This window comes from Nocardiopsis moroccensis, from assembly GCF_055763695.1.
On record NZ_CP199747.1, the window covers coordinates 2,539,766 to 2,566,049 of the forward strand.

20 protein-coding genes are annotated in these 26,284 nt (G+C 74.6%); 4 read left to right on the forward strand and 16 right to left on the reverse strand.

What is annotated here, in order from left to right:
* Nucleotides 1-40: 40 nt before the first annotated feature.
* Together ACUKCB_RS11285 and ACUKCB_RS11290 are read right to left on the reverse strand one after the other, a co-directional pair.
* Complete coding sequence (locus ACUKCB_RS11285; RefSeq protein ID WP_473040462.1) at nucleotides 41-1,210, reverse strand: thiolase family protein; 1,170 nt, start codon at nucleotides 1,208-1,210, stop codon at nucleotides 41-43.
* A gap of 143 nt (nucleotides 1,211-1,353) precedes the next feature.
* Nucleotides 1,354-2,082, reverse strand: coding sequence for a thioesterase family protein (locus ACUKCB_RS11290; protein ID WP_473040463.1), 729 nt, complete (start codon nucleotides 2,080-2,082; stop codon nucleotides 1,354-1,356).
* A gap of 111 nt (nucleotides 2,083-2,193) precedes the next feature.
* Between ACUKCB_RS11290 and ACUKCB_RS11295 the strand changes: the two genes are divergently transcribed.
* Nucleotides 2,194-2,721 (forward strand): winged helix-turn-helix transcriptional regulator, encoded by a 528-nt coding sequence (locus ACUKCB_RS11295; protein ID WP_473040464.1) that lies wholly within the window; start codon nucleotides 2,194-2,196, stop codon nucleotides 2,719-2,721.
* Nucleotides 2,722-3,112: 391 nt separating this feature from the next.
* Here ACUKCB_RS11295 and ACUKCB_RS11300 read toward each other — a convergent pair whose 3' ends face one another.
* Both ACUKCB_RS11300 and ACUKCB_RS11305 read right to left on the reverse strand, forming a co-directional pair.
* Nucleotides 3,113-4,669, reverse strand: coding sequence for a UDP-N-acetylmuramoyl-L-alanyl-D-glutamate--2,6-diaminopimelate ligase (locus ACUKCB_RS11300; RefSeq protein WP_473040465.1), 1,557 nt, complete (start codon nucleotides 4,667-4,669; stop codon nucleotides 3,113-3,115).
* A 135-nt stretch (nucleotides 4,670-4,804) separates the two neighbouring features.
* Nucleotides 4,805-5,233, reverse strand: a complete 429-nt coding sequence (locus ACUKCB_RS11305; RefSeq protein WP_473040466.1) for a DUF6069 family protein — start codon at nucleotides 5,231-5,233, stop codon at nucleotides 4,805-4,807.
* Nucleotides 5,234-5,361: 128 nt separating this feature from the next.
* Between ACUKCB_RS11305 and ACUKCB_RS11310 the strand changes: the two genes are divergently transcribed.
* Complete coding sequence (locus ACUKCB_RS11310; RefSeq protein WP_473040467.1) at nucleotides 5,362-6,435, forward strand: AraC family transcriptional regulator; 1,074 nt, start codon at nucleotides 5,362-5,364, stop codon at nucleotides 6,433-6,435.
* Nucleotides 6,436-6,982: 547 nt separating this feature from the next.
* On the opposite strand, the gene ACUKCB_RS11315 is transcribed toward ACUKCB_RS11310, so the two are convergent.
* The 6 genes from ACUKCB_RS11315 to ACUKCB_RS11340 all read right to left on the reverse strand — a co-directional run bounded on the left by ACUKCB_RS11315 (nucleotide 6,983) and on the right by ACUKCB_RS11340 (nucleotide 14,769).
* Entirely contained in the window at nucleotides 6,983-7,114 is a 132-nt protein-coding gene (locus ACUKCB_RS11315) for a hypothetical protein (protein WP_473040468.1), read from the reverse strand.
* 69 nt (nucleotides 7,115-7,183) lie between these two features.
* Nucleotides 7,184-8,707 carry an alpha/beta hydrolase gene (locus ACUKCB_RS11320; RefSeq protein WP_473040469.1) on the reverse strand — a complete coding sequence of 508 codons (1,524 nt, stop codon included), beginning with the start codon at nucleotides 8,705-8,707 and terminating at the stop codon, nucleotides 7,184-7,186.
* Between the two features lie 252 nt (nucleotides 8,708-8,959).
* Nucleotides 8,960-10,621, reverse strand: coding sequence for an alpha/beta hydrolase (locus tag ACUKCB_RS11325; protein WP_473040470.1), 1,662 nt, complete (start codon nucleotides 10,619-10,621; stop codon nucleotides 8,960-8,962).
* 130 nt (nucleotides 10,622-10,751) lie between these two features.
* Complete coding sequence (locus tag ACUKCB_RS11330) at nucleotides 10,752-12,923, reverse strand: CRISPR-associated protein (protein ID WP_473040471.1); 2,172 nt, start codon at nucleotides 12,921-12,923, stop codon at nucleotides 10,752-10,754.
* A gap of 93 nt (nucleotides 12,924-13,016) precedes the next feature.
* The gene (locus tag ACUKCB_RS11335; RefSeq protein ID WP_473040472.1) at nucleotides 13,017-13,379 is read right to left on the reverse strand and encodes a hypothetical protein; all 363 of its coding nucleotides are present in this window, start codon (nucleotides 13,377-13,379) and stop codon (nucleotides 13,017-13,019) included.
* Nucleotides 13,380-13,620: 241 nt separating this feature from the next.
* Nucleotides 13,621-14,769 carry a S1 family peptidase gene (locus ACUKCB_RS11340; RefSeq protein WP_473040473.1) on the reverse strand — a complete coding sequence of 383 codons (1,149 nt, stop codon included), beginning with the start codon at nucleotides 14,767-14,769 and terminating at the stop codon, nucleotides 13,621-13,623.
* A gap of 643 nt (nucleotides 14,770-15,412) precedes the next feature.
* Between ACUKCB_RS11340 and ACUKCB_RS11345 the strand changes: the two genes are divergently transcribed.
* Together ACUKCB_RS11345 and ACUKCB_RS11350 are read left to right on the forward strand one after the other, a co-directional pair.
* A complete protein-coding gene (locus ACUKCB_RS11345) occupies nucleotides 15,413-16,594 on the forward strand; it encodes a hypothetical protein (RefSeq protein ID WP_473040474.1) in 1,182 nt (393 codons plus the stop codon).
* Nucleotides 16,595-16,616: 22 nt separating this feature from the next.
* On the forward strand, nucleotides 16,617-16,889 hold the full coding sequence (locus ACUKCB_RS11350) for a hypothetical protein (RefSeq protein ID WP_473040475.1): 273 nt from the start codon (nucleotides 16,617-16,619) through the stop codon (nucleotides 16,887-16,889).
* Here the strand turns inward: ACUKCB_RS11350 and ACUKCB_RS11355 are convergent.
* From ACUKCB_RS11355 to ACUKCB_RS11380, 6 genes are read right to left on the reverse strand one after another with little or no spacing between them, the layout of a single operon-like run.
* A complete protein-coding gene (locus ACUKCB_RS11355; RefSeq protein WP_473040476.1) occupies nucleotides 16,855-19,119 on the reverse strand; it encodes a TIGR03986 family type III CRISPR-associated RAMP protein in 2,265 nt (754 codons plus the stop codon). The genes ACUKCB_RS11350 and ACUKCB_RS11355 overlap by 35 nt on opposite strands.
* Nucleotides 19,119-19,907 carry a hypothetical protein gene (locus tag ACUKCB_RS11360; RefSeq protein ID WP_473040477.1) on the reverse strand — a complete coding sequence of 263 codons (789 nt, stop codon included), beginning with the start codon at nucleotides 19,905-19,907 and terminating at the stop codon, nucleotides 19,119-19,121. Before ACUKCB_RS11360 ends, ACUKCB_RS11355 begins: the two co-directional genes overlap by 1 nt.
* A complete protein-coding gene (locus ACUKCB_RS11365; protein ID WP_473040478.1) occupies nucleotides 19,904-21,592 on the reverse strand; it encodes an RAMP superfamily CRISPR-associated protein in 1,689 nt (562 codons plus the stop codon). Before ACUKCB_RS11365 ends, ACUKCB_RS11360 begins: the two co-directional genes overlap by 4 nt.
* Nucleotides 21,589-23,487, reverse strand: coding sequence for a hypothetical protein (locus ACUKCB_RS11370; RefSeq protein WP_473040479.1), 1,899 nt, complete (start codon nucleotides 23,485-23,487; stop codon nucleotides 21,589-21,591). Before ACUKCB_RS11370 ends, ACUKCB_RS11365 begins: the two co-directional genes overlap by 4 nt.
* Nucleotides 23,484-24,194, reverse strand: coding sequence for a hypothetical protein (locus tag ACUKCB_RS11375; RefSeq protein ID WP_473040480.1), 711 nt, complete (start codon nucleotides 24,192-24,194; stop codon nucleotides 23,484-23,486). The genes ACUKCB_RS11370 and ACUKCB_RS11375 overlap by 4 nt, the downstream gene beginning before the upstream one ends.
* Nucleotides 24,191-26,077, reverse strand: a complete 1,887-nt coding sequence (locus tag ACUKCB_RS11380; protein WP_473040481.1) for a hypothetical protein — start codon at nucleotides 26,075-26,077, stop codon at nucleotides 24,191-24,193. Before ACUKCB_RS11380 ends, ACUKCB_RS11375 begins: the two co-directional genes overlap by 4 nt.
* Nucleotides 26,078-26,284: the final 207 nt, after the last annotated feature.

Genomic DNA, 26,284 nt, shown 5'->3' on the forward strand with positions numbered 1-26,284 from the left:
GTGTCCGGGGGCCGGAGGCCGGGGCTCGGGGGCGGAGCGCTCAGAGCCGTTCGACGACGGTGGCGTTGGACAGTCCCCCGGCCTCGCACATGGCCTGCAGTCCGTACCGGCCGCCGTGTTCGTGGAGCCCGTGGACGAGGGTGGTCATCAGCCGGGCACCGCTGGCACCGAGCGGGTGGCCGAGCGCGAGCGCGCCGCCGTTGACGTTGACCCGGCCCAGGTCGGCACCGGTCTCGGCGGCCCAGGCCAGCACGACGGAGGCGAAGGCCTCATTGACCTCGAACAGGTCGATGTCGTCCATGGTCAGCCCGGCCCGGTCCAGCACCTTGCGCGTGGCGGGGATGACCGCTGTGAGCATGTACAGCGGGTCGTCGGCGGCGACGGCGAAGCTGTGCAGCCGGGCGAGCGGGCGCAGGCCGAGTTCGGCGGCGCGCTCCGCACTCATGATGAGGACGGCCGCGCTGCCGTCGCTGAGCGGACTGGCGTTTCCCGCGGTGACGTTCCAGGTGATCTGCGGGAAGCGGGCGGCCGTGGCGTCGTCGCGGTAGGCGGGGCGCAGCGCGGCGAGCGTGTCCGGGGTGCCGCCCTCACGAATGCCCTCGTCGGCGGCCAGGCCGTTGACCGGTGCGAGCTGGCCGTCGAAGGCGCCGCGCCGCGTGGCGTCCGCCGCCCGGGCGTGGCTGGTGAGGGCGAACTCGTCCATCCGCCGCCGGGAGATGTCCCAGCGGGCGGCGATCAGCTCGGCGGACACGCCCTGGCCCACGAGTCCTTCGGGGTAGCGCTTGGCGAAGCCCGAGCCGAGCGCGTCGGCCGACCCGGCCAGGTTGGTTCCCATGGGCACGCGCCCCATCGACTCCACGCCTGCGGCGACGACGATGTCGTAGGCGCCCGCGATGACCCCCTGTGCGGCGAAGTGGACGGCCTGCTGGCTGCTGCCGCACTGACGGTCGACGGTGGTCGCGGGCACGGACTCGGGGAATCCGGCGGCCAGGAGGGCGCGGCGGGTCATGTTGGCCGCCTGTTCTCCGTGCTGGGTGACGACGCCGCCGATGACGTCGTCCACCAGTGCGGGGTCCAGGCCGGTGCGCTCGACGAGGGCTTCGAGGCTGTGGGCGAGCAGGTCCACGGCGTTGACGCCGTGCAGGGCACCGCTCTGTTTTCCCTTACCGATGGGCGTGCGTACTGCGTCGACGATGACGGCTTCGGGCATGTCTGTGGTCTCCTCGGTGGGGTCCCCGCGGCGGATTTCAGCGGAGACGGGGTGGGGGACGCGCGGTGTGTGGTCGAGCGCGGGCCCGGGGTCCGCGTCGGTGCCGTCCCGGGTGCGGACGCGGGGGGGGCGGGCGTCGGGGCTCAGGCGGGCAGGATCCGGCGGAGCTGGCGCCCCTGGGCTGCGAGTTCACCGTGCCGGGTGTGCAGGGTGGTCTCGTCCACGCACAGGTCAGCGGACGCCCACACCGTGCGGTGGCGCACCAGGTGCCACGGGGAGTCGTCGGGGCAGGGAGCGAAGTGCACCGAAAGTTCCAGGGTCGGAACGAGCGCGGGCCGGTTCCAGACGGCGAACAGGCCGGGCGGCATCGCGTCGACGAGGATCAGGCGCCGGGACCGGGCGTCCAGGTGGTCGACGCCGGGGGCCTGCGGGGAGATCCGGATCCAGGCCTCGTAAGCGGGGTCGGTTCCGGCGGCGAGCGGTCGGGACGCACCGAGCGGCCGGATATCCACGTGGGAACCGAAGGCGACCAGGGCGCGCGGAGGGGTGAAGCGTTCCAGGGATGCGGGATCGGGACGCCGCTCCGGGGGCGAGGCGTCACCGGAACGGATCGTCGGGGGCTCCTCGGGGCCGTGGGAGTGCCGGATCAGGGCGGTGGCCAGGCCGTCGATGGTGGCGAGCGCGGCCGCGGACCGGCCGCCGCGGAGCCGGCGGACGCTGATCTCGGCGGGTCCGGGCGGCACGGCTTGGAGGAAGTGGGCTGACAGCGTCCCGGGCGTGCCGCCGAGGAGGTCGGTGACGGCCTGTTGGAGCGCGGCGGCCACCAGACCGCCGTGGGTCCCGCCGAAACCGGCCCAGTGGTCCGTGAACACGGCGGGCCGCGTTGCTTCACCCAGAGTCTGACTTTGGCTTTCCATAGTCAGGAAAATAGATCGCTGACTATGGGAATGTCAAGTCAGGCGGGCGTGGCTAAGCTGCTGAACATGACCATCAAGCTTGACCGATCCCTCGCCGATCTGCGCTCCTGGCATCCGGACGCCTGCGGGATGGCGATGGCGCTGGACGTCATCGGACCCCGCTCGTCGATGCTGATCCTGCGCGAGGCCCTGCTGTACGGGACCCGGCGGTTCGAGCTCTTCGTCGAACGCGTCGGGGTCACCGAGGCGGTCGCCTCGACCCGCCTCAAACAGCTCACCGAAGCCGGGTTGCTCATCCGGCAGCCGTACAAGGAGCCGGGCAGCCGCACCAGGTACGAGTACGTGCCCACGGACAAGGGCCGCGACCTCACCCCCGTGGTACTGGCCCTGATGCAGTGGGGCGCCCAGCACCTCCAGCCTGAGGGCGCGCCCCTGGCCGTGGTCGACGACATCTCCGAGCAGCCCGTCCGCGTGGGCTTCGTCGGTCAGGACGGCACCGAGCGAACCAGCGACGAACTGCGCATCAGGCCCACCAGGCACGCCAGGCGGGACGCGGGGGCTTCGGACGACCGTACCGACCCCGGAGAGGAATGACCGTTCCTGCCCGGTGGCCGCAGACGCATGGCGGACTCGGCGCCGTCCCGTGCGGGACGTGGGGCGCCCCGGAGAAGCCGGGGAAGAAGTCCTCCGGAGCGCGGACCAGGGTCGGGCGAGGCAGACCCCGAAGTTCACCAGCCGGGCAGGGTGGGCGCGGCGGCCCCGGACGAGGACGCGCACTCAGTCCGGCAGCCGTGGTGGTGCGCTCCTGCCTGACACGGCAGCGGATTCACCGGGGCCGTGCCACCGCGGACCGGTGAGGGGACCTGACGGGCCCGGGGCCGGGTGGCCTCACCGGAGCCCGTCATTCGGACGGGGCGGAACTCCCCCGCCCCCGTACCGGGTGGTGGCCGGGGCGACGTACAGCACCCGGGCCACCGTGCGGGGATCAGCCCTTCTCGGCGACCCGCGAGGTCGGTTCGTAGATCCCGGTCAGCGGGCCGACGGACGCGGTGGAGAACTCGCGGACGGTGGTCATGTCGTCGAAGGGCAGCATCTGGTCGCCGAAGATCTGGTACGGCTCGCAGCCCTTGCCCGCGATCAGCACGACGTCACCGGAGCGGGCCACCGACAGGGCCCGGCTGATGGCGGACCGGCGGTCGGCGATCCGGGCGAACGGGGTCCCGGTCCGCTCCACCCCCTCCGCCACCTGATCCATGATCGCCTCCGGGTCCTCGTGGCGCGGGTTGTCCGAGGTGATCACGCACCGGTCGGAGTGGGTGCCCGCGATCTCGCCCATCCGCGCCCGCTTGGTGGTGTCCCGGTCCCCGCCGCACCCGAAGACGGTGATCACACCGCCCGGGGCGAAGCCGCGGATCGTGGCCAGGACCTTGTCCAGGGAGTCGGGCGAGTGGGCGTAGTCGACGATCACCGAGACCCCGTGCGGCGCGGCGAAGTGCTCGAACCGGCCCGGGATCTGCGGCATGTGTTCGAGTGCGGCCACCAGGCCTTCGAGGTCGTGCCCCTGCACGTGGCAGGCGGCCAGCGCGGCGAGTGCGTTGGACACCGAGAAGCGGCCCGGCATCGGGATAGCCGCCGGGTACTCGCGGCCCCCGTGGTGCAGGACGAACCGGGTGCCCGAGGCGTCCACCACCAGGTCGCTCGCCCGGTAGTCCGCCGGGCCCTCGACGGAGTAGGTGGTGACCGCACCCGGCATCATCGCGGGGATGGTGGCGCCCACGGGGTCGTCCACGTTGACCACGGCCTGACGGCACAGGCCCTGGAACAGCCGCAGTTTGGCGTCCCGGTAGCTGTCCATCGTGCCGTGGTCGTCCAGGTGGTCCTGGGTCAGGTTGGTGAAGACCCCGACGTCGATGTGCGAACCGTCCACCCGGTGCTGGAGCAGTCCCATGGACGTCGCCTCCAGGACGACGCTGAGGGTGCCGCGGCTGCGCATCCGGGCCAGCAGGTACTGCAGGTCCGGGGCCTCGGGAGTGGTCAGCAGCGACCGGGGCATCGGGATCGAGTCGCCGCCGGTCCGGGCACCGGAGGTACCGATGACACCGACCCGTGCCCCGTTGGCGATCCGCAGCAGCGACTCGTACACGGCCGCCACCGAGGTCTTGCCGTTGGTGCCGGTGACCGCGACCACGTCCATGGCGGCGCCGGGTTCGCCGTGGTGTCGGGCGGACACCAGCGCCGCGGCGATCCGGGCGTCGGCGACCTGCACCAGGCAGGTGCCGGATGGCGCGGACGGCCCGTCCGCCGGGAGGGGTTTCTCGACGATGGCGGCGACGGCGCCCCGGGCGAACGCTGTGGCGATCCCGTCCGGGCCGCCCTCGGGATGCCCGGGGAGAGCGAGGTAGAGGGAGCCCGGCGCCACCCGGTCGATGTCGACGCAGGGCGCCGCGGTGATGGGGAGGGCCGGATCCCCGTGGATGACCTGGTGGGCATGGCCGTTGAGCAGTGTGCTCAGTTGCAGGGGGTGTCCCTTCGAAGGCGGCACGGCCGCGGATGCGGTCGCCAGCCGGTATGTCCGAACTATACGCCCACACCCAAAACCCGGGCCGCCCCGGCCGCGGGGCGGTGGGAACGCCGCGGTGCTCCCACCGCCCCGCTTCCGGGAGGGCGCGGACGGGGTTCAGGCCGCCCCGGAGCTGCGCCGGAACACCGGGATGACGACGGCGGCGACCACCAGGTGGCTGAGTTCGAGGACGGCGACGGTGGCGGCCGAGGCCTCCGCCGCCAGGGGCGGCAGGAACATCACCAGGGTGAGGGCCACCGCGGCGACGGTCCAGGCCCGGCGGCCGCGGGCGGCGCCGAGAAAACGCTCGGCCAGGGCCAGGACGCCCCAGCCCAGGAGGGCGAAGCCGGCGCTGAAGACGGCGAAGGCGGGCCAGTCGACGGGGGCGGGTTCCTGGCCGGGCGGCGCGACCACCAGGTCCGCGCCGAGCAGAGGTGCGCTCAGGGCCAGCAGGATGTTGAGGACGGTGACGGCGACGACGGCGGCCAGCCGCGGCTGCCAGGCGGGACGGGCGGTACGCGCGGTGCGGTTCTCGATGGCGGTCACGGGGTCTCCTCGCGTTCGGTCGGTACCTTCCCGACCGTACGGATCCGGAGCGAGACTTCCCATGCGTTTTCGGCTCCCTCGCATACGCGATCGTCCACCCGGGCCTCGTGTACGGATACGTTGACAGCATGGATGTGCTCAGCGACGTCATCTCGACCGTGCGCACCGGTCATCCGCACTCGGCCCGGATCGAGTGGCACGCCCCCTGGGGCATGCGCTTCCCGGAGGTCCCCGGGGCCAAGTTCCTGGTGGTCCTGCAGGGTTCGTGCTGGCTGCTGGCAGACGGCCTCGACCCGCTCCAGCTGGGCCCGGGGGACGTGTTGTTCCTGCCGCGCGGCCGGGCGCACTCCCTGACCAGCTCCCCCGAGACACCGGCCGACCGGTTGGACTGCGTGAGCCTCCTGCGCGAGCGGGGAGGCGCCGCCCCGCCGGACGGGACCGTGCCCACCCTGGTGTGCTCCCAGGGGTACGCCCGGCCCGGGGACCCGGCCGCCGCGCCGCCGTTCGCCGCCGCCTCCGTGGGGGACGCACAGTCGGGCGAGCCCGCCTGCGTCACCGTGGGCGGCTCCTACCACGCCAGCGCCTCGCGCCCGCACCCCCTGCTCACCGAACTCCCCTCCGTGGTGCACCTGCCCGCACGGGTCGGGCAGCGCTCGGAGCTCCCGCTGGCGGTGGGGCTGCTCGGCCGGGAGTTGGGGACGAACCGGCCCGGAGGGGACACCCTGGTCCCACACCTGTTGGACATGCTGCTCGTGTACATCCTGCGCACCTACCTGGAGGAGTCCCGCGCCTCGGGCGGGGGCTCCGGCTGCGGTTTCGCCGGTGCCATGCGCGATCCGGGGGTGCGGGCGGCGGTCCAGGCCGTCCATCGGGACCCGGCGCACCCGTGGACGGTGGCGAAGCTGGGCGCTCGGGCCGGACTGTCCCGGGCGGCCTTCTCCCGGCGCTTCACCTCGTTGGTGGGTCAGTCCCCCCTGGCCTACGTGACGTGGTGGCGGCTGACCACCGCCGCCCGGTTGCTGCGCGAGGGGGACGCGCCGATCGGCTCGGTCGCCGCCAGGGTGGGCTACTCCTCGCAGTTCGCCTTCGCCAACGCGTTCAAGCGGGAGTTCGGGGCCCCTCCCGGCCGGTACCGGCAGGCGGCAGGCGCCGTCCCGCCGGAGGAACCCGGGGATGCCGGACCGCACGGGCGCTCAGGGTGAGCGCGGTGAAGAGCGCCGCACAGGGCAGGGCGTAGGGGCCGGGGCCCAGGAGGAGGGACGCGGGGGCCGCCCCGAAGGCCAACGGCGCTAACGCGACCAAGGTGAGCAGGGCCGTGCACACCGCCGCCGTACCGGTGACCCGGACCGGTGAACGCCCCGGGGCCCGTCCCGCCCCGGGGCTTACCAGGGCGACCGCCGAAACGGCGAAGCCCAGCACTACGGCGACCGGGAGCAGCACCCAGGCCAGGTGGCCCGGAGTGGGGTCCTGCTGCCCGGTCGCCACGGGGCCGCCGGTGACGGCCAGGTGCGCGACAGCCAGGACCAGGGCCGCCGCCGCGGCCGAGAGTCCGAGCCACACCGGTGGCGTCCGTTCCGGGCCCGCCCCCGTGGCGGCCCCTCCGGTAGCCCGCGTCCGCGCTGCCATGGCCGGTCCTTCCCTTCGGTTGCCCCGCTCGTGTCCGAGTCTGCCCGGCACGGCGCGGGGCCGCCTCCCCCGTGCGGGGGAGCCGGGTCGTCCCCGGGAGGGAGGGCGGGCGGCTGCCCTCGCTCAGGCGGCGGACAGGGCGAGGCTGGCGGGGACGGCGGCGAAGGCCTCGTCGACGCGGCGCAGCAACCGCTCGCCTCCGCCCCGGACCCGGGCGGCGGTCCCGGCATCGAGGGGGTCGGGGGTGGCGTCCATGGCCGGCCGGTCTGGCCGGGGGTGCGGGGCCCTGGCCCTGGTGCTGTCGTTCGTGCGGTTCCCGACCGCTCAGAGCTCCCCCGGGCAGGAGGAGCCCTCCGGGGGGACCTCGCCGTACAGGAGGTAGGCGTCCACCACCCGGTCGACGCAGGACCGTCCGCCCGCGTAGGCCGTGTGGCCCCCGCCCTCGTAGGTGAACAGGGTCGCGGAGGCCAACTGGTCGGCCAGCTCGCGCGCCCACTCGTACGGGGTGGCGGGATCGCCCCGGGTGCCGACCACCAGGATCGACGGCGCCATCGGGGCGCTCACCCCGGTGGGGACGACCTCGGTGACGGGCCAGTGGGCGCAGGGCAGCAACGACCACACCTGTTCGCCCCCGAAGAGCGGGGAGAGGTCCGCGGCGCGCCGGGCGCCCTCCCGGTACTCGTGGGGGTCGGTGGGGTTGGTGTGGTCGGCGCAGCGCACCGCCGTGAACGCGGACTCCTCCGGCCCAGACCCCCCGTCCCGGGACGCGAGGGCGCCCTCGAGGTAGCCCCGGACGAACTCGTCCCCGGTGTCGCCCGCCGCGAGCCGGGCGAGGAGCCGGGCCGCGTTCTCCCACCTGTGTTCGGTGTACAGGGACTCGCGGAGCAGCACGAGCAGTTCGTGGCGGCCGACGCCGCCCTCCTCGAGGACGACCGGGTCGGCGGCGACCCCGGCCAGGATCGCCTCCGTCTCGGCGGTGGCCTGCGCCGCGTCGGTGAACGGGCACTCCGGTGCCCGCTCCAGGCAGTAGTCGACGAAGGTCTCCCATGCGGTCCGGACTCCACCGCTCTGCTCCACCCCGTCCGCGACGACGTCCCGTTCGATCTGCATCGCCCCGTCGAGGACCAGGGCCCGGGTGTTCTCGGCGAACATCTCGGCGTACAGGGCCCCGATGCGGGTGCCGTAGGAGAAACCCACGTAGTTCAGGCGGCGGTCGCCGAGGGCGTCGCGGAGGATGTCGAGGTCACGGACCACGTTGACGGTGCCCGCGTTGGCGAGGAACTCCTCGCCGACCTCCTCGACACAGCTTCGGGCGTAGGCTTCGGCGGCCTTGTCCAGCTCACGGAGCCGCTCGTCGGTGACCTCCTGCGGTCCGAGGTTCCGGAGCGCCTCCAGGGGCGCCCGCATGGCCCGCCACCGCGGGCAGGTGAACCCGGCGCTCTCCCCCACCCCGCGCGGGTCGAAGGAGACCAGGTCGAAGGAGGCGCGTGTCTGTCTGCTCAGAGGCAGGGGGCCGCTCCTCATCCGTTCGACCCCGGGGACGCCGGGGCCGCCGAAGTCGAACACGAGGGAGCCGCGCCGCTGTTCGGCGGGCCCCTGGGCGGGGTGCCTGACCACCGCCATGTCGATGGTCCGGCCCTCGGGGTCGCCGTGGCTGACGGGGACGGTGACGGTGCCGCACTCCAGGCGCGAGGTCCAGTCGGGGTCGCCCTCCGTGCCCTCTGCGGCGGCGAGTTCCTCCGGGGTGAAGCACGGCTGCCAGTCGACGGTCTGCCCGTAGAAGGGGAGTTCGCCGTCCCACCGGTCGGCCGGGGCGAAACCCGCCGCCGCGACCAGCACGGTCGTCATCCCCACGGCCCCCAGGGCCCTTCCGCCAGCGCAGCGCACCCGCACGCCCACCTCCGCCCCGAACCGCGAACCATCGAAGCCTCCATACTCCGGGTCATCGTCCGTGCCTGCGCGGTGAACATCCCGGCGGAGGGGTAAACACTCCGTACGGGTGGCTTTCCGGTGCCTTTTACCGATGGGTTCCGGCCCGGAGCTCGGAGTTGCCGGTCCCGTCCGGTCGGCCGGCCAGGCGGGCGGACGGGACCGGGGCGGTCAGTACTCCTCGGGGGCGCAGAAGTGCCCGCTACCGGGCACCACGCCCTCCAGGAGGTAGGTGTCGACCACGTCGTCCACGCAGTCGCTGTAGCCGAAGCCGTAGACCCCGTGGCCCGAGCCCTCGTAGGTGACCAGAGTGGCGCTCTCCAGCTGCTCGGCCAGGTCCTGGGACCAGGAGTAGGGGGTGGCGGGGTCACCGACCGTGCCGACCACCACGATCGGCGGGGCGTCCGGGGCGGTGAACCCGTTCGGCGACGCCTCGGCCTCGACCCAGTGCGCGCAGGCCGCCGCCAGCCAGGCGGAGACACCGCTGAACAGCGGGGAGGCCTCGTGGGACCGGACCGCCAGGTCCAGGAACCCGTCGGGGTCGGTGCCGTATGACCAGTCCGCGCACTCGACGGCGTAACGGGCGGTGAGGCCGTTGATCTCGGTGTCCTCGTCCTCGTACGCGGCGTCCGGGTGCCCGTAGACGGCCTCGTACAGAAAGAGCAGGGCGAGGTCGACCGTCTCCGCGTCACCGACCTGGAGGGCGTACAGCCCGTCACTGAGGGCCGGCCACAACATTTCGGAGTAGAGGACGCTGGCGGTCATGTCCAGGAGGGTGTTCCCGTCGATGACGATCTCCTCCTCCGACCAGAGGGGTTCGTCGAACCGGAAGGGGTCCTCGTCCAGCCCCTCCAGGATCTGCCCCATCGTCTCGTCGGCGCCCTCGACGCCGTCGAAGGCGCAGTAGGGCATGGTGTCGACGCACTCCTGGACGAAGCCCTCCCAGGTCGCCTGGAAACTCTCGGTCTGCTCCAGCAGCATCTCCTCGCCGGTGCGGTCGTTGGGAACGGCGCCGTCCAGCACCATCGCCCGGGTGCTCTCGGGGAACGTCTCGGCGTACAGGGCCCCGATGTGAGTGCCGTAGGAGTAGCCCACGTAGTTCAGCTCCTGGTCTCCCAGGACCTCGCGGATGATGTCCAGGTCGCGGACGACGTTGACCGTGCCCATGGTGGGCAGGAGGTCGCCGCCCTCCTTCTCGCACTCCCGGGCGTACTCCCGGGCAGCGTCCACCAGAGCGGTGACCTCGTCCTCGGAGAGGTCGGCCGGGTCGGCGTCCCAGCGCTCCAGCGGCCCCCAGGGGCCGCTGTCCCCCTCGTCATCGAGGTCACCGCAGGCCACCGGTTCACTGGAGCCGATTCCGCGCGGATCGAAGGAGACCAGGTCGTACGCCTCCCGGATCGGCTCGCTGAAGCTCTCGTAGGCGAGCATGTCGTAACCCGTCACCCCGGGCCCGCCGGGGTTGAGGAGCAGCGATCCGATCCGCTCCTCGTCAGTGCCGGTGGCGGGCTGTCGGTAGAGGTGGAGGCGGACCCAGTCGCCCTCGGGGTCGGAGTGGTCGAACGGGACCATGAGCGAACCGCACTCCAGGCCCTCCAGCCACTCCCCGTCTCCACCCCACTCCTCGGCCTCCTCGATCTCGATGGTGTTGTGGCAGGCGGTCCAGGTGACCTCCTGGTCGTGAAAACGCTCGGCGAGGAGGGCGGCGGTGTCGACCTCCGCTGCCGGGGCCGCCTCCTCGGTCTCCTGTGCCGGGTCCGGGAGCAGGGAACAGCCGGTGGTCAGGGCCATGGCGAGCGCACCGGCGGTCAGGGCCGGTGTGGATCCGTACCGCACGTGGGCGGCTCCGTTCTGGGAGGGGGATGTGTCTGTGGATGGACGGTTGCGCGCCTCGAACGGTTTGCGACCCACCAGTAACAAATAGGACAAATAGCCCATAAGTAGTTCAGGGTGGGGACACGGCGGGTCAGAGCCCGCTCACGTCGGTCGTGAGCAGGCCCGGCGGGGCCTGCGGGTCCACCTCGACGACCAGCGGGCGCAGCGGGTCCCCGAAGCGGATCGCCGGGGCCGACCGGTCGCCTCCGCCCTCCTCACCGGGGTCGGCCTGGGAGATCCAGGCCACCAGCTCGCCCGCCCGGGCCACGTCGCGGCCCGGGCGGGTCAGGGCCAGGACCGTCCCGGCCACGTCGCAGCGCACGTTCAGGTGCAGGGTCGCCGCGAACACGCTCTGCGCCCAGGCCCCCGGGCTCACCCCGCGCAGCGGACCGCCGGCGGTGCGCCGCCGCAGGCGCGCCGGTGCGGCCAGCCCCACGGCCCGGTCCCCGAAGGTCAGCACCAGGCCGGGCCGTTCCTGCGCGGTCAGGAACCCCTCCGGGTCCGCCAGGCTGACGTCCCACCACACCTGGCACTCCCCCGACGCGGCCGCGCCGAGGGCCGCCCCCGCCGACTCCAGGAGCGCCACGTCCACCTGGTCCCGGGCCGGGCCGGTGACCAGAGCGCCCAGGGGCGCGGTCAGGGGCCGGTAACCGGACAACACCAGTGACCAGTCGATCCCGGCCCGCCCCTCCAGCGATCTGCGGCCGTGGGTCAGGCAGACCAGGGCCCGTTCCCGGGCCAACTGGTAGGTGGCGCAGGCCCCGTGGAACCGGGCGGCCCTGGCCAGCCCCAGGCTCATGGCCTTGGTCCCGGTGGTGATGTCCACGACCACAGGGCGGCCCTCCTGCCGTTCGCGTTCGATCCATCCACGCACGACCATGTCGATCGCCTCGGTGTCGTAACCGTCCACCGGGTCGCCCGACAGCCGCACCCGGTCCCGGTAGCCCTCGGCGCGCAGGGCGGCGGCGTCGGCCGGGGGCGCGTCCGGGCGCTCGGCGAAGCGCAGCGTGCCCGCCGCCGCCTCCCGGACCCCGCCCCGCAGGCTCTGTTTGGAGGACAGGACCAGGGCCCGGGCCGGACGGTGGGCGTGCACGGCGGCCAGGGTGCCCAGCCGGCTTCCGCCCAACGGGGTGACCAGGAGCGGGGCGTCCCGGGGCCCGGGATGGCGGGAGGGCGGTGGGGGCGGGCCGGGAGCCGGGGCGGCAGTCCCCGAGGGAGACGGGGTTGCCGTCCCCGGGTCGGGTCTGCTCGGCGGCGCCCCGGCCAGGCTCGGAAAGAAGGCGTCGCGCAGCGCCGTGAAGGAGGTGAGGCGTTCCAGCAGGGTGTCCAGGTGCCACACGTGGACCTGGCGCGCGGACAGGGCCGGGTTGTACTCGGTGACCTGGGCGCGCAGGTCGGCCACGGGCGGCCCCGAGTGGACGAAGAGGACGTGGGCGGCGCCGCCGAAGACCCTGCGCGCCTTGGCGACGGTCCAGCCCGCCCGGGCGACCACGTCCTCGGCCCGGGTCTTGGCCTCCACGCACAGCACCCGGTGGCGGTGGCGGACCAGGACGTCGAAGTCGGCGACGGAACCGCCGGGGCGGAAGGGGTCGGCGACCTGCCGGGCGCCGAGGACCTCGGTGTCGGGCCGTCCGCGCAGCAGGCGGCGCAGGTGGCGGAGCAGTCGACCCTCGGCCGCGATCCCGTTGCGCTCGCCCTCGGGCAGGTGCGGGAAGGCTTCGGCCAGGGCGCTCTCCCCGCCCCGCACGAACCGGCGCACGGGTTCGGGGTCGCGGTCCGCCAGCCAGTGGGCGCCGTGGATCCCGGCCAGGGTACGCAGGTCGATTCCGCGGCCGGTCACCGCACGGTCGTGGCGCGCGGTGTCGGCGGTGCGGAGCAGGTCGCTGTGGGAGTCCAGGTAGTAGCGCCAGGCGCGGGCCCGGGGCGGCAGCGCGCGTTCGTGGTGCAGGGCGGCGACCACGCTCATGACCTTGGTGCCGCCGGTGTAGTCGAGGTACCAGGGGCGCCCGTCGAGTGCGTGCCGGACGGTCTCCAGCAGGTCGGTGACCCGATCGGGGTCGTGGGGGTCCGGCCCCACGCTGAGCACGCGTACCGAACGGCGCGGGGCGATGCGTCCGAAGGCCTCCGCGACCCGTCGGGCGACGGTCAGGGTTCCGTCGCCGGCGACCAGGACGAGCTGGTCGGCGGGCAGGCTCAGGCCGGAGAGCAGGGCGGGGGTCGGGTTCTGCCCCACGAGGACGACGGCGGTACGGGGTGCGTCCATGGTTTCCCCTCCCGGAGGCACCGCCTTCGGCCGCCTCCAGACGACAGGAACGGAACCACAGTACTCACCCGCGCCCGAAAAGGGCAGTAAGGATCAATGGAGCACTTTCTTCCCTTCACGGTCGCGGACCGGGGCGGAGGTGAGCACGAAGGAACGGCAACCGGTGACCACCCCCCGGTCGTCGCGGACCAGGTCTGAGGGGACCAGCAGGTCGTTCCGCTCCGGATGGGCCGAGCTCACGACGGAGGAGACGATGAACCACACCCCCTCCACGGGTTCGGGCAGGGCCGCGCGGGTGCGCTCCTCCGCCATGAGCGGCACGCCCTCCACCTCCCGCAAGGGGATCCGGACGGCCTCGACCCTGGCGGGTTCGGGCGACTCGGGCCAACTTCGGATCACGCGCGCCTGCTCGTCGACGACCGTCACCACGTGCGGGGTCAGATTGACCACGGGCATCCGGCGACCTCCCGCTCCCTCTCGCTCCATGCCGGCCGCCCGCTTCGCCCGAACAGCCGCGACGCACCCCGCTCCGAGGCCCTCACCGCACTCTCTCGGACACCTTTCGGCCCGGCCCCGAAGCCGCGGCGGGCAGCGGCACCGCAGGGAGGAAGCCCGGCCCGGTCGCGCCTGCGGACACGGAACCGCCCCGGGACGGCGCCTGCCGTCCCGGGGCGGGGTACGGGGACCCGGTTCCCGGTCAGCCGGTGAGCAGGGTCAGGTTCCACTGCTCCAGGATCGGGTTGACGGGCTGGAAGTACGTCGTGCCACCGCTCGTGCAGTCGCCGGAACCACCGGAGGTCACACCCTGGGCCTCGGTGCCGGCCAGCCAGGAGCCGCCGGAGTCACCGCCCTCGGCGCAGGCGGTCGTGCGGGTCAGACCGTGGACGTGCTGGCCGCGCGGATAGCGCACGGTCTGGTCCTTGGCCTCGATGACGCCGCAGTGCCAACCCGTGGTCCGGCCCGAGCGGCACACCGAGGCGCCCACGGGGACCTCCTCGGAGCCGGTGACCGTCACGGTGCCGCCGTCGTAGTCGTTGACCAGCGGGGTGGCGGTGAAGCCGGGGTCGGTGATCTCGACCCACGCCATGTCGCTGCGGGGGAAGACGGATCCGGCGACCGTGCCGATCTGTTCGGTGCCCGGCGCGTCGTTCCAGGTGTCGGAGCCCTCGTCGCCGCAGTGGCCGGCCGTGACGTAGCCGCCCTCCACACCGAAGCCGACGGAGCACACGTACCAGCTGCCACCGTCCTGGAAGTAGTACGGGTTGCCGCCGACGATGTCGGCGTAGATCCGGGGCCGCTCGGCGCTCTCCTGAACGGTGAAGGCGTCGACGCCGGCCTCGGCGGCCAGCGCCTCGGCGTCGGCGGACCGGCCCTCGTCCACCTCGATGACGACCCGGTCGCGGTCAGGGTCGGCGTACCAGCCGTGGACGCTCACCGCCGCGCTGTCCTCGACGGCGTCCAGGGCCGACACGGCGTCGCCGAGCCCCTCCTCGCCGTGGGTGACCAACTCGGGAACGGCTCCCGCGCTGCGGATCTGGCCGTAGGACGACCTGTCGGTTGTCTGGACGGTGAGCTGGTGGGTCTCGACGTCGAAGACCGCTCCACCGAAGTCGGTGCCGAGTTGCTCCCGCAGCTCGGCCTCCAGGTCGGCGGCCTGGTCCTGGGCGTCGAGGAGGTCGGCGACGCCCGAGCCGCTGAGGCCGAACGCCTCCTGCATGGCGGCGACCTGCGCGGCGGGGATCTCGGACACCTCGGGGTCGGCGGCGGCCACTCCGGTGGCTGCCAGTGCCAGTCCGAACGCGAGGGTGGTGGTTGCGACGGCACGCCCGATGGGGGGTCGATGCAAGGTGCTGCCCTTTCGTTTTCTGGGCAGGAGCGCGCTCCTGAGCCCGGGGGGATAGACAGTCCGTGAGGTGAATGGCTCTGCGGACGGCCATGTGTCCATGGGGTGGTGAACACCGGGCCAACGTAAGGGAAGCGGAGGATACCGACAACGGGTCGAATACTCTCCGAATTCACAAGGATTCCTTTCATATTCGACGAAATCCCCAAAATGCCAGGTGGAGCGCGCGCATACCTCGCCGGAAATCGGGCACCGCGAAGCCTGGGACCGCTCCCAGAACGGCGCCTCTAACGCATCTCGACCCCCAGGGGAAGGGGAGCAGGCATGGCCTGATCCGGCCACGTTCCGCTGACGTTCGGTGACGCACTCCGTCTCACCTGCGACCGGGGCCCGGGGCGCCACCGGGGATGGCCCGCTGTCCACCCTGAGCCCCGTGCGAACAATGACCGATTAATCGAAAATGTTCACTTTTGGTCGTTTTCGGCACCAAGGTCGGCTATTGACATTCCAGCCACAGCGGTCCTATTTTGTTGTACGACCTCCCGTTGACGCAGGAGTGTCACCAAAGGCTCACGCCTCGTTCGCGCGTTTCCCCGGAAGGGCTGGGGAAGCGTCCCAGCCCCGGAACATCCGGGGAGAAGAGTTCGTGAGCAAGCACCACTGCTCCGCCGGGGAGCTGTTCGGTTCGGCCGCCTTCCTACGCGTGTTCACACGTGTCCTGGGCTGCGGGCCGTGCTCGGCGGACGGAACCGCGCAGGGCTGCGCCAGCCACTCCGAGCAGTTCTGCGACTACGTCGACCTGTGCTTCGAGCACTGCGCGTGCACCGGACACGGCGGCGACCCGCGCGGCGTCGTGGCCGTGCGCATGGCCCGGGCCGAGCCCGGCGCCGGGGGCACCGACGGTGTGGACCGCACCGCCGCGCACCGGCTCCGTGACGCCTTGGACGACGTCCGCCGCGACCGGTCCTACAAGAACCTGCGGCGCGTCTACCCGCAGCCCGCCCCCGACGGCAGGATCCGCTGCGCCTTCTCCGAGCGCCCCCGGCGCTGGGCCCAGCGCCGCGACGTCGCCCGGATCGCCACCGACGTGGTCGAGCAGGAGGCCCTGGCCATGCTGGTACTCACCGCCGGGTGGGGGAACCCCGCCGCCGACCTGCCCGAGGACGTCCACCCCGGCGAGTCGGTGTCGTTCACCGAGGACGGCAACGCGGTCCCCGTCGCGGACCTGCACGGGCGCCCGCTCACCGCGGTCCGGGAACCTCCGATGGTCTCCACCGCCACCGGCGACTACCTGCTGCGCAAGCTCGCCGAACTCGCCGCCGGCCGTGACGCCGACCCCGGCCGCACCCCCGACCAACGCCGACGACTGCTCCTGCGCCGGTTGCTGCCGGCCATGAGCGGTGAGGAGGTGGCGCGCAGGCTCACCGGGGTGCTGGGCCGGATGGCCGTGGACATGCCCGGCCACTTCGCACTGGTCCAACGGGCCAGGGGGCGGTCCCGCAGCGCCCCCTACGCCCCCGTCCCCGACCCGCCCGCACGGTACGGGGACGCCCCCGACACCCCGGAGCCGAACGGCCGCCGGCACGAGGTCCTGGGCGAAAGCGAGCGGACGTGGCTGATCCGGCTCGCCCGGGAACTGACCGCGCAGGCCCAGGCCCACCGGGCGGACTTCGACGCCGACCCCCGGGGTTCGCTCGACACCCTGCTGTGCCGCCTCCTGGAGAAGGGCCCCGAACCCCCGGAGCTGTGGCGGGGAGCCCAGGACGAGCCCGACCGCCGGGCCGACCTGCTGGAGGCCCTCGCAGAGGCCATCAGCGGGCACGGCTGAGCGGAGGCCAGTCCCCTCGGCCGTGAGCCGCCCGGATTCACCAAACGAGATCGGCAACGCGCTGGGCATCTCCCTGCTCGGGTCGCTCGCGGCCCTGGTCTTCCGGCTGACGGGGCCCGAGGTCGCGGGAACCCTGAACGAGGCCCTGGCGACCCCGGGGCTGTCCGCGGCGGTGGCCGACTCCGCGCGGGAGGCGTTCCTGCGCGGGCTGCACGCCGCCGTGGCCGTCGGGAGCGCGGTGTCGTTCGCCGTCGGCCTGCTCATCCTGCGGCTGCTCCCCCGAACCGTTCGGTGAGCGGGGGCAGGACAGGGTACTCGGCGAACCGGCGCAGCGACATCACCGCCGTCTCCGAGCACGGCAGACGGCCCCGCCAGCGGCTGGCCAGGAGTACGTCCACCACCTGGTCCACCTCTCTCCAGTCCTCCGTTCCCCGGTACCCCGCCAGGGCCGCGGAGAAGGCACCCAGGAAGGCCTCCACCCGTTCCCCGGTTGCACGGGTGACCCCCGCGACGGGGCTCAGGGAGAGGTCGGCGGCGCGAGCGCGGCGGTCGACCAGGTGGAGTTCGGGGCGCAGGTGCACGCTGCCCATGCCCAGGGCCTTGCCCATACCGATCTTGTGGGCGTGCCCGGGGTCCGCGGGGTCTCCCCCGTCGGCGGGGTTGGCCAGGAGCAGGGCCCGCATCAGGGCGCCGAGTTCGGCGTCGGTGAGGTTGGTGAAGGTGATGCGGGAGCGCAGGGTGAGGCCGTCGCGGAGCGGGACGATGTCGCGCTGGGTGTCCCGGGGCGGCACGGCCTCGGCTCCTCGGGGGACCACCGTGATCCCGAGTTCGCTCCGGGCCCGCTCGTCGTAGCGGACCGGCGTGCCCAGGCGGGGGTCGTGCCGGTGCAGGTAGGCCTTGTACCCGCCCAGGCGGATCCGCCCCTCGTGCGACCAGGTGACGATGTCGGGCCGCTCGCCCGCCGCCGCGTCGGGGCCCTGGGCGAGGTAGTTGGCGAAGCAGCCGCGCTGCGGGGAGAGCAGTTGCACCCGCAGCGCGGCGCCGTCGGGGTAGTCGGGCTCGGGGTCCGTACTCAGGGCGTTGCCGAAGGAGACCCGGCCCCGGAGCGCTCCGGCCTCCCCCGCGAAGACGTCGGTGTCGCCGAACACCGCCCGGCACACGTCGATGGTCCGCCCGGCTCGGTCGGCGCGGTCGGGGTCGCCGTGCTGGGGCCCCAGGACCCGCTCGGGGACGGCGCGGCGGATCGGGTTGTCGTCGCTGACCGTGATCCGGTAGCCGCCGGAACGGCCGAAGGAGACCACGCGGCCGGAGGGGTCCACGTCGAACCAGACCGGTTCCAGGCCCCGTCGGGGCAGCCCGCCACCCCCGGTCCCGGCGACGGGGGGCCGGGCCGGGTCCCCGTCGCCGGTGCCCAGGGTCGGGGGGAAGGCGGCCCGCTGGTAGTCGGTGACCTGCTCCGCCGATTCGAACAGCTCCACCATGGCGTCGGGCACCGGGCGCCGGCCGGTCCGCAGGTCCGGTGGCGCGGGGAAGAGGTAGGCGTTGCGCCGTTCCTCGGCGGCGGCCCCGGTCAGCACGAGCAGGGCCGGGACCACCCCGCCGTGTCCGGGACCCGTGCGCCCGGAGCTCCCGTGCCCGGGACCCGTGTGTTCGTGCCGCGCCCCGTTCCCGGCGCGTTCGGCCAGGTGGGCGCGGGCCTGCGGTTCGGTGGGAGCGACCGCGGCGACCACGCGCCGCCCCGGCAGGTGGACCGCGTACACCCAGCGGTGCTGGAGGCGGCCGTGCTGTTCGTGCGCGGTGGGGACGTAGGTGCTGCCGCGGGGCGGGTCGGGGAAGTCGCCGACCCCGAAGTCCCAGGTGCGCAGGCTCTCCCGGAGCACTGCGAAGGACACCTTGAGCGCCCGGCCCGGTTCGGGTTCCAGCGTGGTGGCGGGCACCTCGACGGCGTACCACGCCGCCTCACCCGGGGAGTGGTACAGGAACCCCTGCCTGGTGCGCAGCCCGGCCCGGCGTCTGCGGTAGTGGTCGTGCTGCCTGGCCGCGACGTGGCGGGCCCGGGGGGAGGGGGAGCTGTCGGCGCTGTCCGGGTCGACGCGCACCGGTGCCCGGAAGAACAGCATGGGGGTGTTGACCGGACCGCTCTCGCCGCCGGTGAGCATGCGCAGGGTGTTGCGGACCAGCCCGCGCAAGGTGGAGCCGGGCACCACGGGCAGGGACCGGTCCCCGTCCGGGAAGCGGATGGAGGCGTGGACACCGCCCCTGCCCGGGGTCCGGCCGACGAAGGTGGGGGTCAGGGTGGTCAGGGTCAGGTCGATCCAGCCCGAGTGCGTCCCCGGGACGGTGCGCTCGTGGGAGCGGAGCACCGCCCGGGTGTCGTGGTCGGGGTGCAGTGCGGCGGCGGGCACGGGTGTCTCGGCCAGCCGGACCAGGCCGTAGGGGGCCGTGGCCCGGTGGTGGCGCGGCTGTCCCTCGGGCTCCGGTGCGTCGGGGTTCAGCCGGGCGGCGACGTGCCGGGGGTCCACCATCAGCGCTCCCCCGCCCGGCCCCGAACGCCCGCCGGGCCACCGGTACCCGTCTCGTCTCCGGTGCCCACCTCGAACTCCGGGCCGGTGGGCTTGGTCCCGGCACACACCCCGGTGAGCCGGTGGAAGGCCACCCCGACCGCGCCCGTGACGGGATCGCAGGCCCAGTACTCCCGGACCGTCAGCCAGGTCCCGGTACTCTCCAGGGCTCCGCGCCCCTGTTCCGGGAGCATCCGCAGGCGGCCGGAGAAACCGGTCCAGGCCACCGGGAGGACCGCCTCGGCCCCGGAGGGCTCCCGGGTCACCGACAGGGGCACCTCTCCTTCCAGGGTGCGGCTGTCGGCGTCCCCGACCCAGCCCTGGAGCAGGAAGGACCTGTCCCGGGGGCGCAGCCACTCCGGGAGGTCGCCCGGGGCGTCGGCGGCGACCCACCCCGCGTCCGCCCCCTCGCCCAGGCGGATCTGCGCGTGCGGGCCGAACACCAGGACCTCCAGGACCCGCCACCGGTCGGTGCGAGGGTCGAGCGGGGGCGCGGACAGGTGCGCGGTGGGCGGTGCGTCCGACCGGCGCCACCGGCCCGAGGGGCAGGCCCCGGTGATCCGGCCGTCGCCGAGTTCGGCCAGCAGCCACTGGGGGCCGCCCCGGGGCCCTGGCGGTCCCGCGGCGTCGAGCGCCCGGCAGCGCTCCCCCCGGACGAACACGTCGGTGAGGACCTCCTCGACCCGTTCGGGCGACAGCGGTCCGACGTCCACCCCCGCCGGTGCGGGCGGTTCATGTGCGTGCACGCTCAACGCGGTTCCCCTTCCGTGTCGGAGCCGGTGATCCGGGTGTGCAGGGCGGACAGCCACCCCCGCGCGGTCCGGGCGTCGCGGCCGTCCGGTTCGTTCAGCGCCGCCACCAGGTCCACCTCCTCGGCCGGTGCCCGGCCGCCCCCGTGGCTGGTCAGGACCGCCCGGGTCGCGACGAGTCTGCCCTGGCCGCTTCCGGCCCCCGCGCCGAGCGTGTCCAGGGGGACGGTGGCCAGTTCCCGGACCAGGAGGGCGAGCATCCCCCGGACGGCGTCGTCGGGTTCGGTGACGTCCACGACGACCCGGGCCGAGCCCCCGCAGTGCAGGTCGGTGGTGAACAGGTGGCCGTCCACGGCATCACCGAACAGGGCGTCCGAGGTCAGGCGCGTGGTGGTCAGGGGCGCGCCGCCGTCGAGGAGCGGGGTGGCGCGCAGCCGGATCCGGGAGGGGGCCGGCGGGGCGCCGGGGCGGTGGTCGGTGTCGGCGCCCCACCAGTGCCCGTGCCACTGCCGCCAACGGCCGCCCTGTCCCACGAGGTGTTCGCAGGCGTCCCGCACGAGTCGGCCGCCCAACCGTTTGAGCAGGGCGAACAGGGCGGTGTCGCCGAGGACGGGGCGGAGTAGCGCCCGCTCGCCCCCGTGGTCGGCGACGAACGGCCGCCGCCGGTGGCCGCGGTCGGCCTCGGCCAGGCGGCTGTCCGCGGGCGCGTCCCCGACCATGAGGAGCCCGGGGCGCAGGTACCCGGGGGCGGGCGGACGCCCCGTGGGGACGGGGTCGGGGCGTTCGGCCACGTACAGTTCCATCCGCAGTTCGGCCCGGCGCCGCCGGTCGGTGTGCGCGGACCGGGCCGCCAGGTGCGCGGCGGTCGCGGCCCGCCCGTGTTCGCGCAGCCGGGCGTCGAGGAGGGCGGCCAGGTCCGGCTCCACCGGGTCCGCCCCGGTCGGGGGCGCCTCCGGCGGTTCCGTGAGCGCTTCGGCGCCCTCACCCCAACGGGTTGCCCAGTCGCGTGCGTGATAGGCGAACCAGCCGTGTTCGTCGGTGAGGTCGTGTCGGCGCGCGGCCCAGCGGGCGGCCCGGACCGCTCCGTGGCCCCGCCCCGAACGCCCGCCGATCCGGATCCCGGGGCCGTCGCCCCCCAAGCCGCGGACGGCCAGGACCAGCAGGGCGAGGAGTCGGGCCTCGTCGGCGGGGGCGGCCACCCGCAGCCGCAGGTGCGCGGTGAACACGGTGCCCGCGGGCAGGACCTCCCACTGCCACATCCGGCCGGGGCGCACACTGCCGGTGGCCGGGTCCACCCGGGTGCCCACCCGCACCGACACCGCCGCGGAGTCCGGCAGGACGGCGTACGCGTCGTCGACGTCCAGGGCGCTGGGCAGCGGCGAAGAGGCCTGGGCGCCGTCGGCCCCGCCCGTGTCGCCCGAGCCCAGCAGGGCGGCGGCGTCGTCGGGGTCGGCGGTACGCGCGAGGAGTTCGTGTCGGAGCAACCCCGCGAGGGTGGTGGCGCGCAGCCGGGGCGCCCCGGACCGCGGGTCGCGGTCCAGGTGCAGGTCGACGTCGCTCTCCGCAGCGTGCCGGGGCGTGACCCGGGCCGCGCCGACGTGGGTGTCGGTGAGCAGGAGCAGCCGGACCGCGAACTCCCAGAGCAGGCCGGCGGATCGGGGGGCGCGTGCGTCCTCGGGCGCGGTCACCGCGGCGCACCCCCGCTCCGGTCCCGGTCGGTGCTCCCCCGGTCCCGGTCGGTGCTCCCCCGGTCCCGGTCGGTGCTCCCCCGTGCCTGTTCGGTCCGGTCCCCTTCGGTGCGCAGGACCCGGGCCGCCTCCGCCAGCCACGAGGAGACCAGCAGCAGACTCAGCCGGGCCGAGGCCCGCTCCTCCCACTGTTCGGCGCGGGCCGAGAGACCGCTCTCCCGGTCCCTGGCCGGAAGGCCGTCGGGGGAGGCCAGGTCGACGGCGGCCAGGGCGCGGGCGTAGGCGGGGTCCCGGTCGGGCCGGGGCCGGTTGTCGCGCCACCAGACCGGTGCGCCCGCACGGATCCCGCCCAACCACGCGTGGACCGTGACGGGTTCGGCCGGGCCGGGGCGGAGCAGACGGGCCCGTTCCAGGACGCGCACCGCGCGCTCGCCCGGGCCCTCGTGCTCCTCCGGTCCCCGGACGCCGCCCCCGGACGGCGACCGGGAGAGCGTGCGCTCCAGTGCGGCCAACGACTCCTCGGCGCTGCGTCCGGGATGGGTCAGCACCTCCCGCAGCCGTCCCAGCAGGCTGGGGGTGATCGGGGCGAGTGTGTCCGCGCAGGCGTGGGCCAGCGCGCGGGCGTGGTCGCGGACGGGCTGCGCGGCGGCGTTCCACAGCAGTTCGCCGTACAGGGCGTCCAGCTCCCCGTCCCGCCCCGGCTCCGGAAGGTCGGGGGCGGCCGGGGACCGGCCGTCGGGCAGGGTGACGGTGCCCCCTGCCCGGGCGGGGAGGGGCTCGGACGGTGGGGGCAGCGGTTCGGGGCCGCCCGGCGGCGGGTCGAGCAGGGCGAATTGGCCGTACCCGTCCACGAGGCGTTCCCCCAGCGGGTGGGCTTCCAGATCGCGAACGTGCGCGGCGGTCAGGTCCCGGCCCGGCCTCAACCGCACCACCGAACCGGGGGCCGCCGCCCAGCGCTGGGCCATGGGCCCCCGGTAGCCCCGGTGGTAGGCGCCGACCAGGACGGGCTCGACGTGGGCCGCCACCACCTCCACCGGTGTGCGGGGCAGCAGCCGGGCCAGGAGGTCGCGGACCGCGGGCACCAGGGCGTGCGGGCGGGCCTGCCCCTGCCCGCCCACCAGCAGCGCCGGGGAGAGCAGGAGCAGGTCGACCGGGTCCCCGGCCCCGCGGGTCCGGTCCGCGTCCGGGCTCTCCACCCGGTCCGGGGACAACAACCGGTCCGGGTCGACGGGCCCCACCGCCACCCCGCCGTGCGCACGGGTCCCTCCCGACCCGAGGGTGAGCGTGCCCTCGGCCTCGGCCAGGACCGCCACGATCCGTTCCGCGAGCCCCCGGAGGAAGGCGTGGTCGGGTCCGCGCAGCTGCCATCTGGCTTCGAAGACCTGCCCGGGGTCCAGGCTCGTGGTGAAGAACGGCACGCCCCGCCCCGCTCCCCCGGACCTCGAACGACCCAGGTAGCGCTCGGAGGTGGTGCGTACGGCGGCGCGCAGCGACCGGTCCGGGGTGAGCGGGTCCCGGAGCGCGCGGAGGGGGACGCCCGGCTGGTCGGCGCCTTCGGCGAAGACGTCGACGAGGGTGTCGCCGTCCTTTCCCGGGACGTACAGGTGGGCGGGCGGCGGATGGGCGGTCACCGGCGCCCCTGACCGGGCGTGCTGTTCCAGCCGGGGGTGGGCCGGGGCGAACCGGACCCGTTCACCGCGCGCCACCCACTCCGTCAGTTCGTCCTCCAGGCCGGCCCGGCGCAGCGCCGCGGCGAGCATGCCGCGCTGCGCGCGCCCGCCCAGCACGGTTTCGGAGTCCACCCGCAGGGGGTCGAAGGCGGTACGCACGGCCAGGGAGTCGGTGAGCACGTACCGCAGCGGCAGGTAGGCGCTCACGGCCGGGGCGGAACTCATGTCCGCGCCCCCTCCCACCGGGCGGGGCCCGGCGGCCGTGCCGGGGGCGCTGCCAGGGACAGCGTGGTGGCGTGGGGGTCGGGGCCCTCGCTCCGGGCCAGGCGCACGTCCACCCGGCCGCGCCCGCGGGTGGCCCTGAGCCCGATCTGGTCGGTGGCCAGGCAGGCTCGCGCCAGGCACCGCCAGTGCTCCTCCCCCGGAGGGGCCGCCCAGGTCAGGGCCGCGGTCAGGGTCAGCCCGGGCAGGAGTACCCGGTTGGTGCGCAACCGTCCGGGTTCGGGCGCCCCGTACGGGCCGATCTCGACCCCCGACTCCAGGGTGGTGTGGGCGTCGGTGACGGCCCGGCGCAGCGTGGAGCGCGCGGGTTCGGCGCGCCCCGCCAGCGCCCGGGCCACGGCGGCGCGCACCCCGTCGCCGGAGACCGCGTGCCCCAGCCGCAGGATCCGGTCGGGGCCGTGCGAGCGCCCGCGGCCGAACAGGCTCTCCACCGCACCGGCCAGGTCGGGGGCGACCGCCGCGGCGCTGACCGCACCCGCGCGCAACCGGGCCGCGAGCCGGTGCCGGGGCAGGTGGGGCAGCCCGTGGGCGTCGGTGACCACGTCGGTGTCGGCACCCGTGCCGTCCGCGCTGGCCCCGACGAACAGCGCGGGAGAGGCCAGGCGCACCACGATCCGGTCCGGGAGATCCCCCGAGTCCTGGGCGTTCACCGATCCCCGCCCCCGCCCGGAGCTGAACCGCCGGCCCCGACGGGGCGCCGGGGGTCGAGCGCCTCGGCCAGCCCCGGGTCCGTGTACAGGTCCATCACCCCGACCGCGTCCAGCAGTTCGCCGGGGGTCCACCCCGCGGGCAGGGCCGCAGTACGTCCGGTGACGCGTGCCCGACGGGCCAGTTCGGGACCGGGATCGGCCCCGGACTCCAGCAGCGGGACCAGGGCGGAGACCAGCCAGCCCCGGTGGCGGCTGTCGTCGTCCGCGACCGGGCCGCCCGGGGACAGGTAGCGGTCGAGGAACCGGACGAAGGCTGTCCCGGTCATCGGCAGTGCCGTGCGCGGACGCTCCGCCAGGCGGGCGTGTTCCATCCGGTCCAGGACCCGGTCGACTCCGTCCAGACGGGTCGTCCAGGCCACCGTGTGCTCCCCCGCGGCGGACGGGTCGGAGTCGGCGGCCGCAGCCCGTCGGTCCTTGGCCAGCCGGCACAGGGCCTCGCAGAGGTCGTACCCGAGCGAGAGCGGGGCCCCCACCGGCTGCACCGCGACCCCCACCCCGACCGTGGGGACGAACGTGGTGTGCCGCCGCCCGTCCGCGGCCACCACGGCGCGTCCGTCCGGGAGGCCGCCCGCCGGCGTACCCGGCACGGACGGCCCGTCGGACCGGTCCGCGTCGTACGCCGCGGCGAGGGCGCGGTGCAGGGCCACCCGCGGATCCTCGGGGTCACCGACCAGTTCCGGGTCGGCGTCCAGCCAGTCCAGGGCGTACCGCACCATGCTCAGGGCCAGCCTCGCGTCGCACAGCACGGTGAGGTCGTCCCCGGCGACCACGATCGGCCGCACCGGTAGCCGGGCCGGGCCTGGCGGTTCGTGGTCCAGGGTGATCGGACCGCCCCCGCCGGCGGCGGGGATGACCGGCCGCCGTCCGGGGCCGGTCCGGACCGTGGCGGCCACCGCGCGCACCAGGACCCGGGCCAGCCCCTCCGTGAGCCCGGCGATCCTGGTGGACAGCGTCCGCTGGGCCAGGGCGCCGGAACCGGGGGCACGGGGGTCTCCCGCCCGTTCCCGGTACCCGCCGAGGATCGCCCCCAGACCGTTGACGTCCAGGTGCACCACCGCGAGCCGGCTCACGTCACCGCGGTCGCGGCCGAGCCGGTCCACCTCCATCGGCAGCGCCAGTTCGGGTGTTCCGGCGGCTGTGTCGGCACCCGCCAGCCAGGCGTCGCCGTGCGCGCGGTGCCAGCGGCGGCCGATCCCCCGGGCCCGGGCGACGTCGGCGGCCACCCGTTCGTACACTCCGGCCCGGCTGTCCAGGGACCTGCTGCTGTCCACCGATTCGGCCGGGGCTCCGCTGACCGAGCACACCGCCGTGATCCCGTAGCCGTGCGCGGGGGTGTGCAGCGCGGACATGTGGCGGCGGGCCCGGCGCAGACGGACCGGCAGTTCGGTCAGGGCCGTGTCCACGTCGGGGAGCACGGACTCGCCCGGGACCGGGAGGGCCCGCGGCCCGTAGGGGACGAACGCGACCACCGGGGTGAGTTCCCCGGCTCGCTCCCGCAGCCGCCGTGTGTATCGGGCGGTGAAGTACCGGGCCGCCGCGAGGTCGGGCAGGACGACGGTCAGGGCGCCGCCCGCGTCCCGCAGGACCAGGCAGTCCTCGGGCACCAGGTCGGCCACCCCGTGGACGGGGTCGGCGGTGTCGGTGAGTTCGGCGACCAGGGCGGCCCGGCCGACGGCGTCCAGGATGCGACGGCCGCTGTACACGTAGGCCTGGATCCCCCGCAGGTCCACCCCGACGACCACCCCGCTGTCCGGCGGGCCCACGGGGGCGCGGGGGCCGTTCTCCGGGGGTTCGGTCGGTCGGTTCTCGGGGGCGTGGATCACCGCGACGGACTCCTCATGGCCGGGGGCAACGGCTGGAACGGTCCGGATGCCGAACGGAATCGGGATTGCCGACCTCTCTCGGACGGCGGTGCCGTCGGCACCACCGATACCAGGCGTCTCGGCCCCGCGTCATCCGGTTGACCTCTTCCGGTCACCTCGCGCGCGCCGGGGCCGCCGCCTCTGTCCGAGAGAGCTGGGTACACGGAC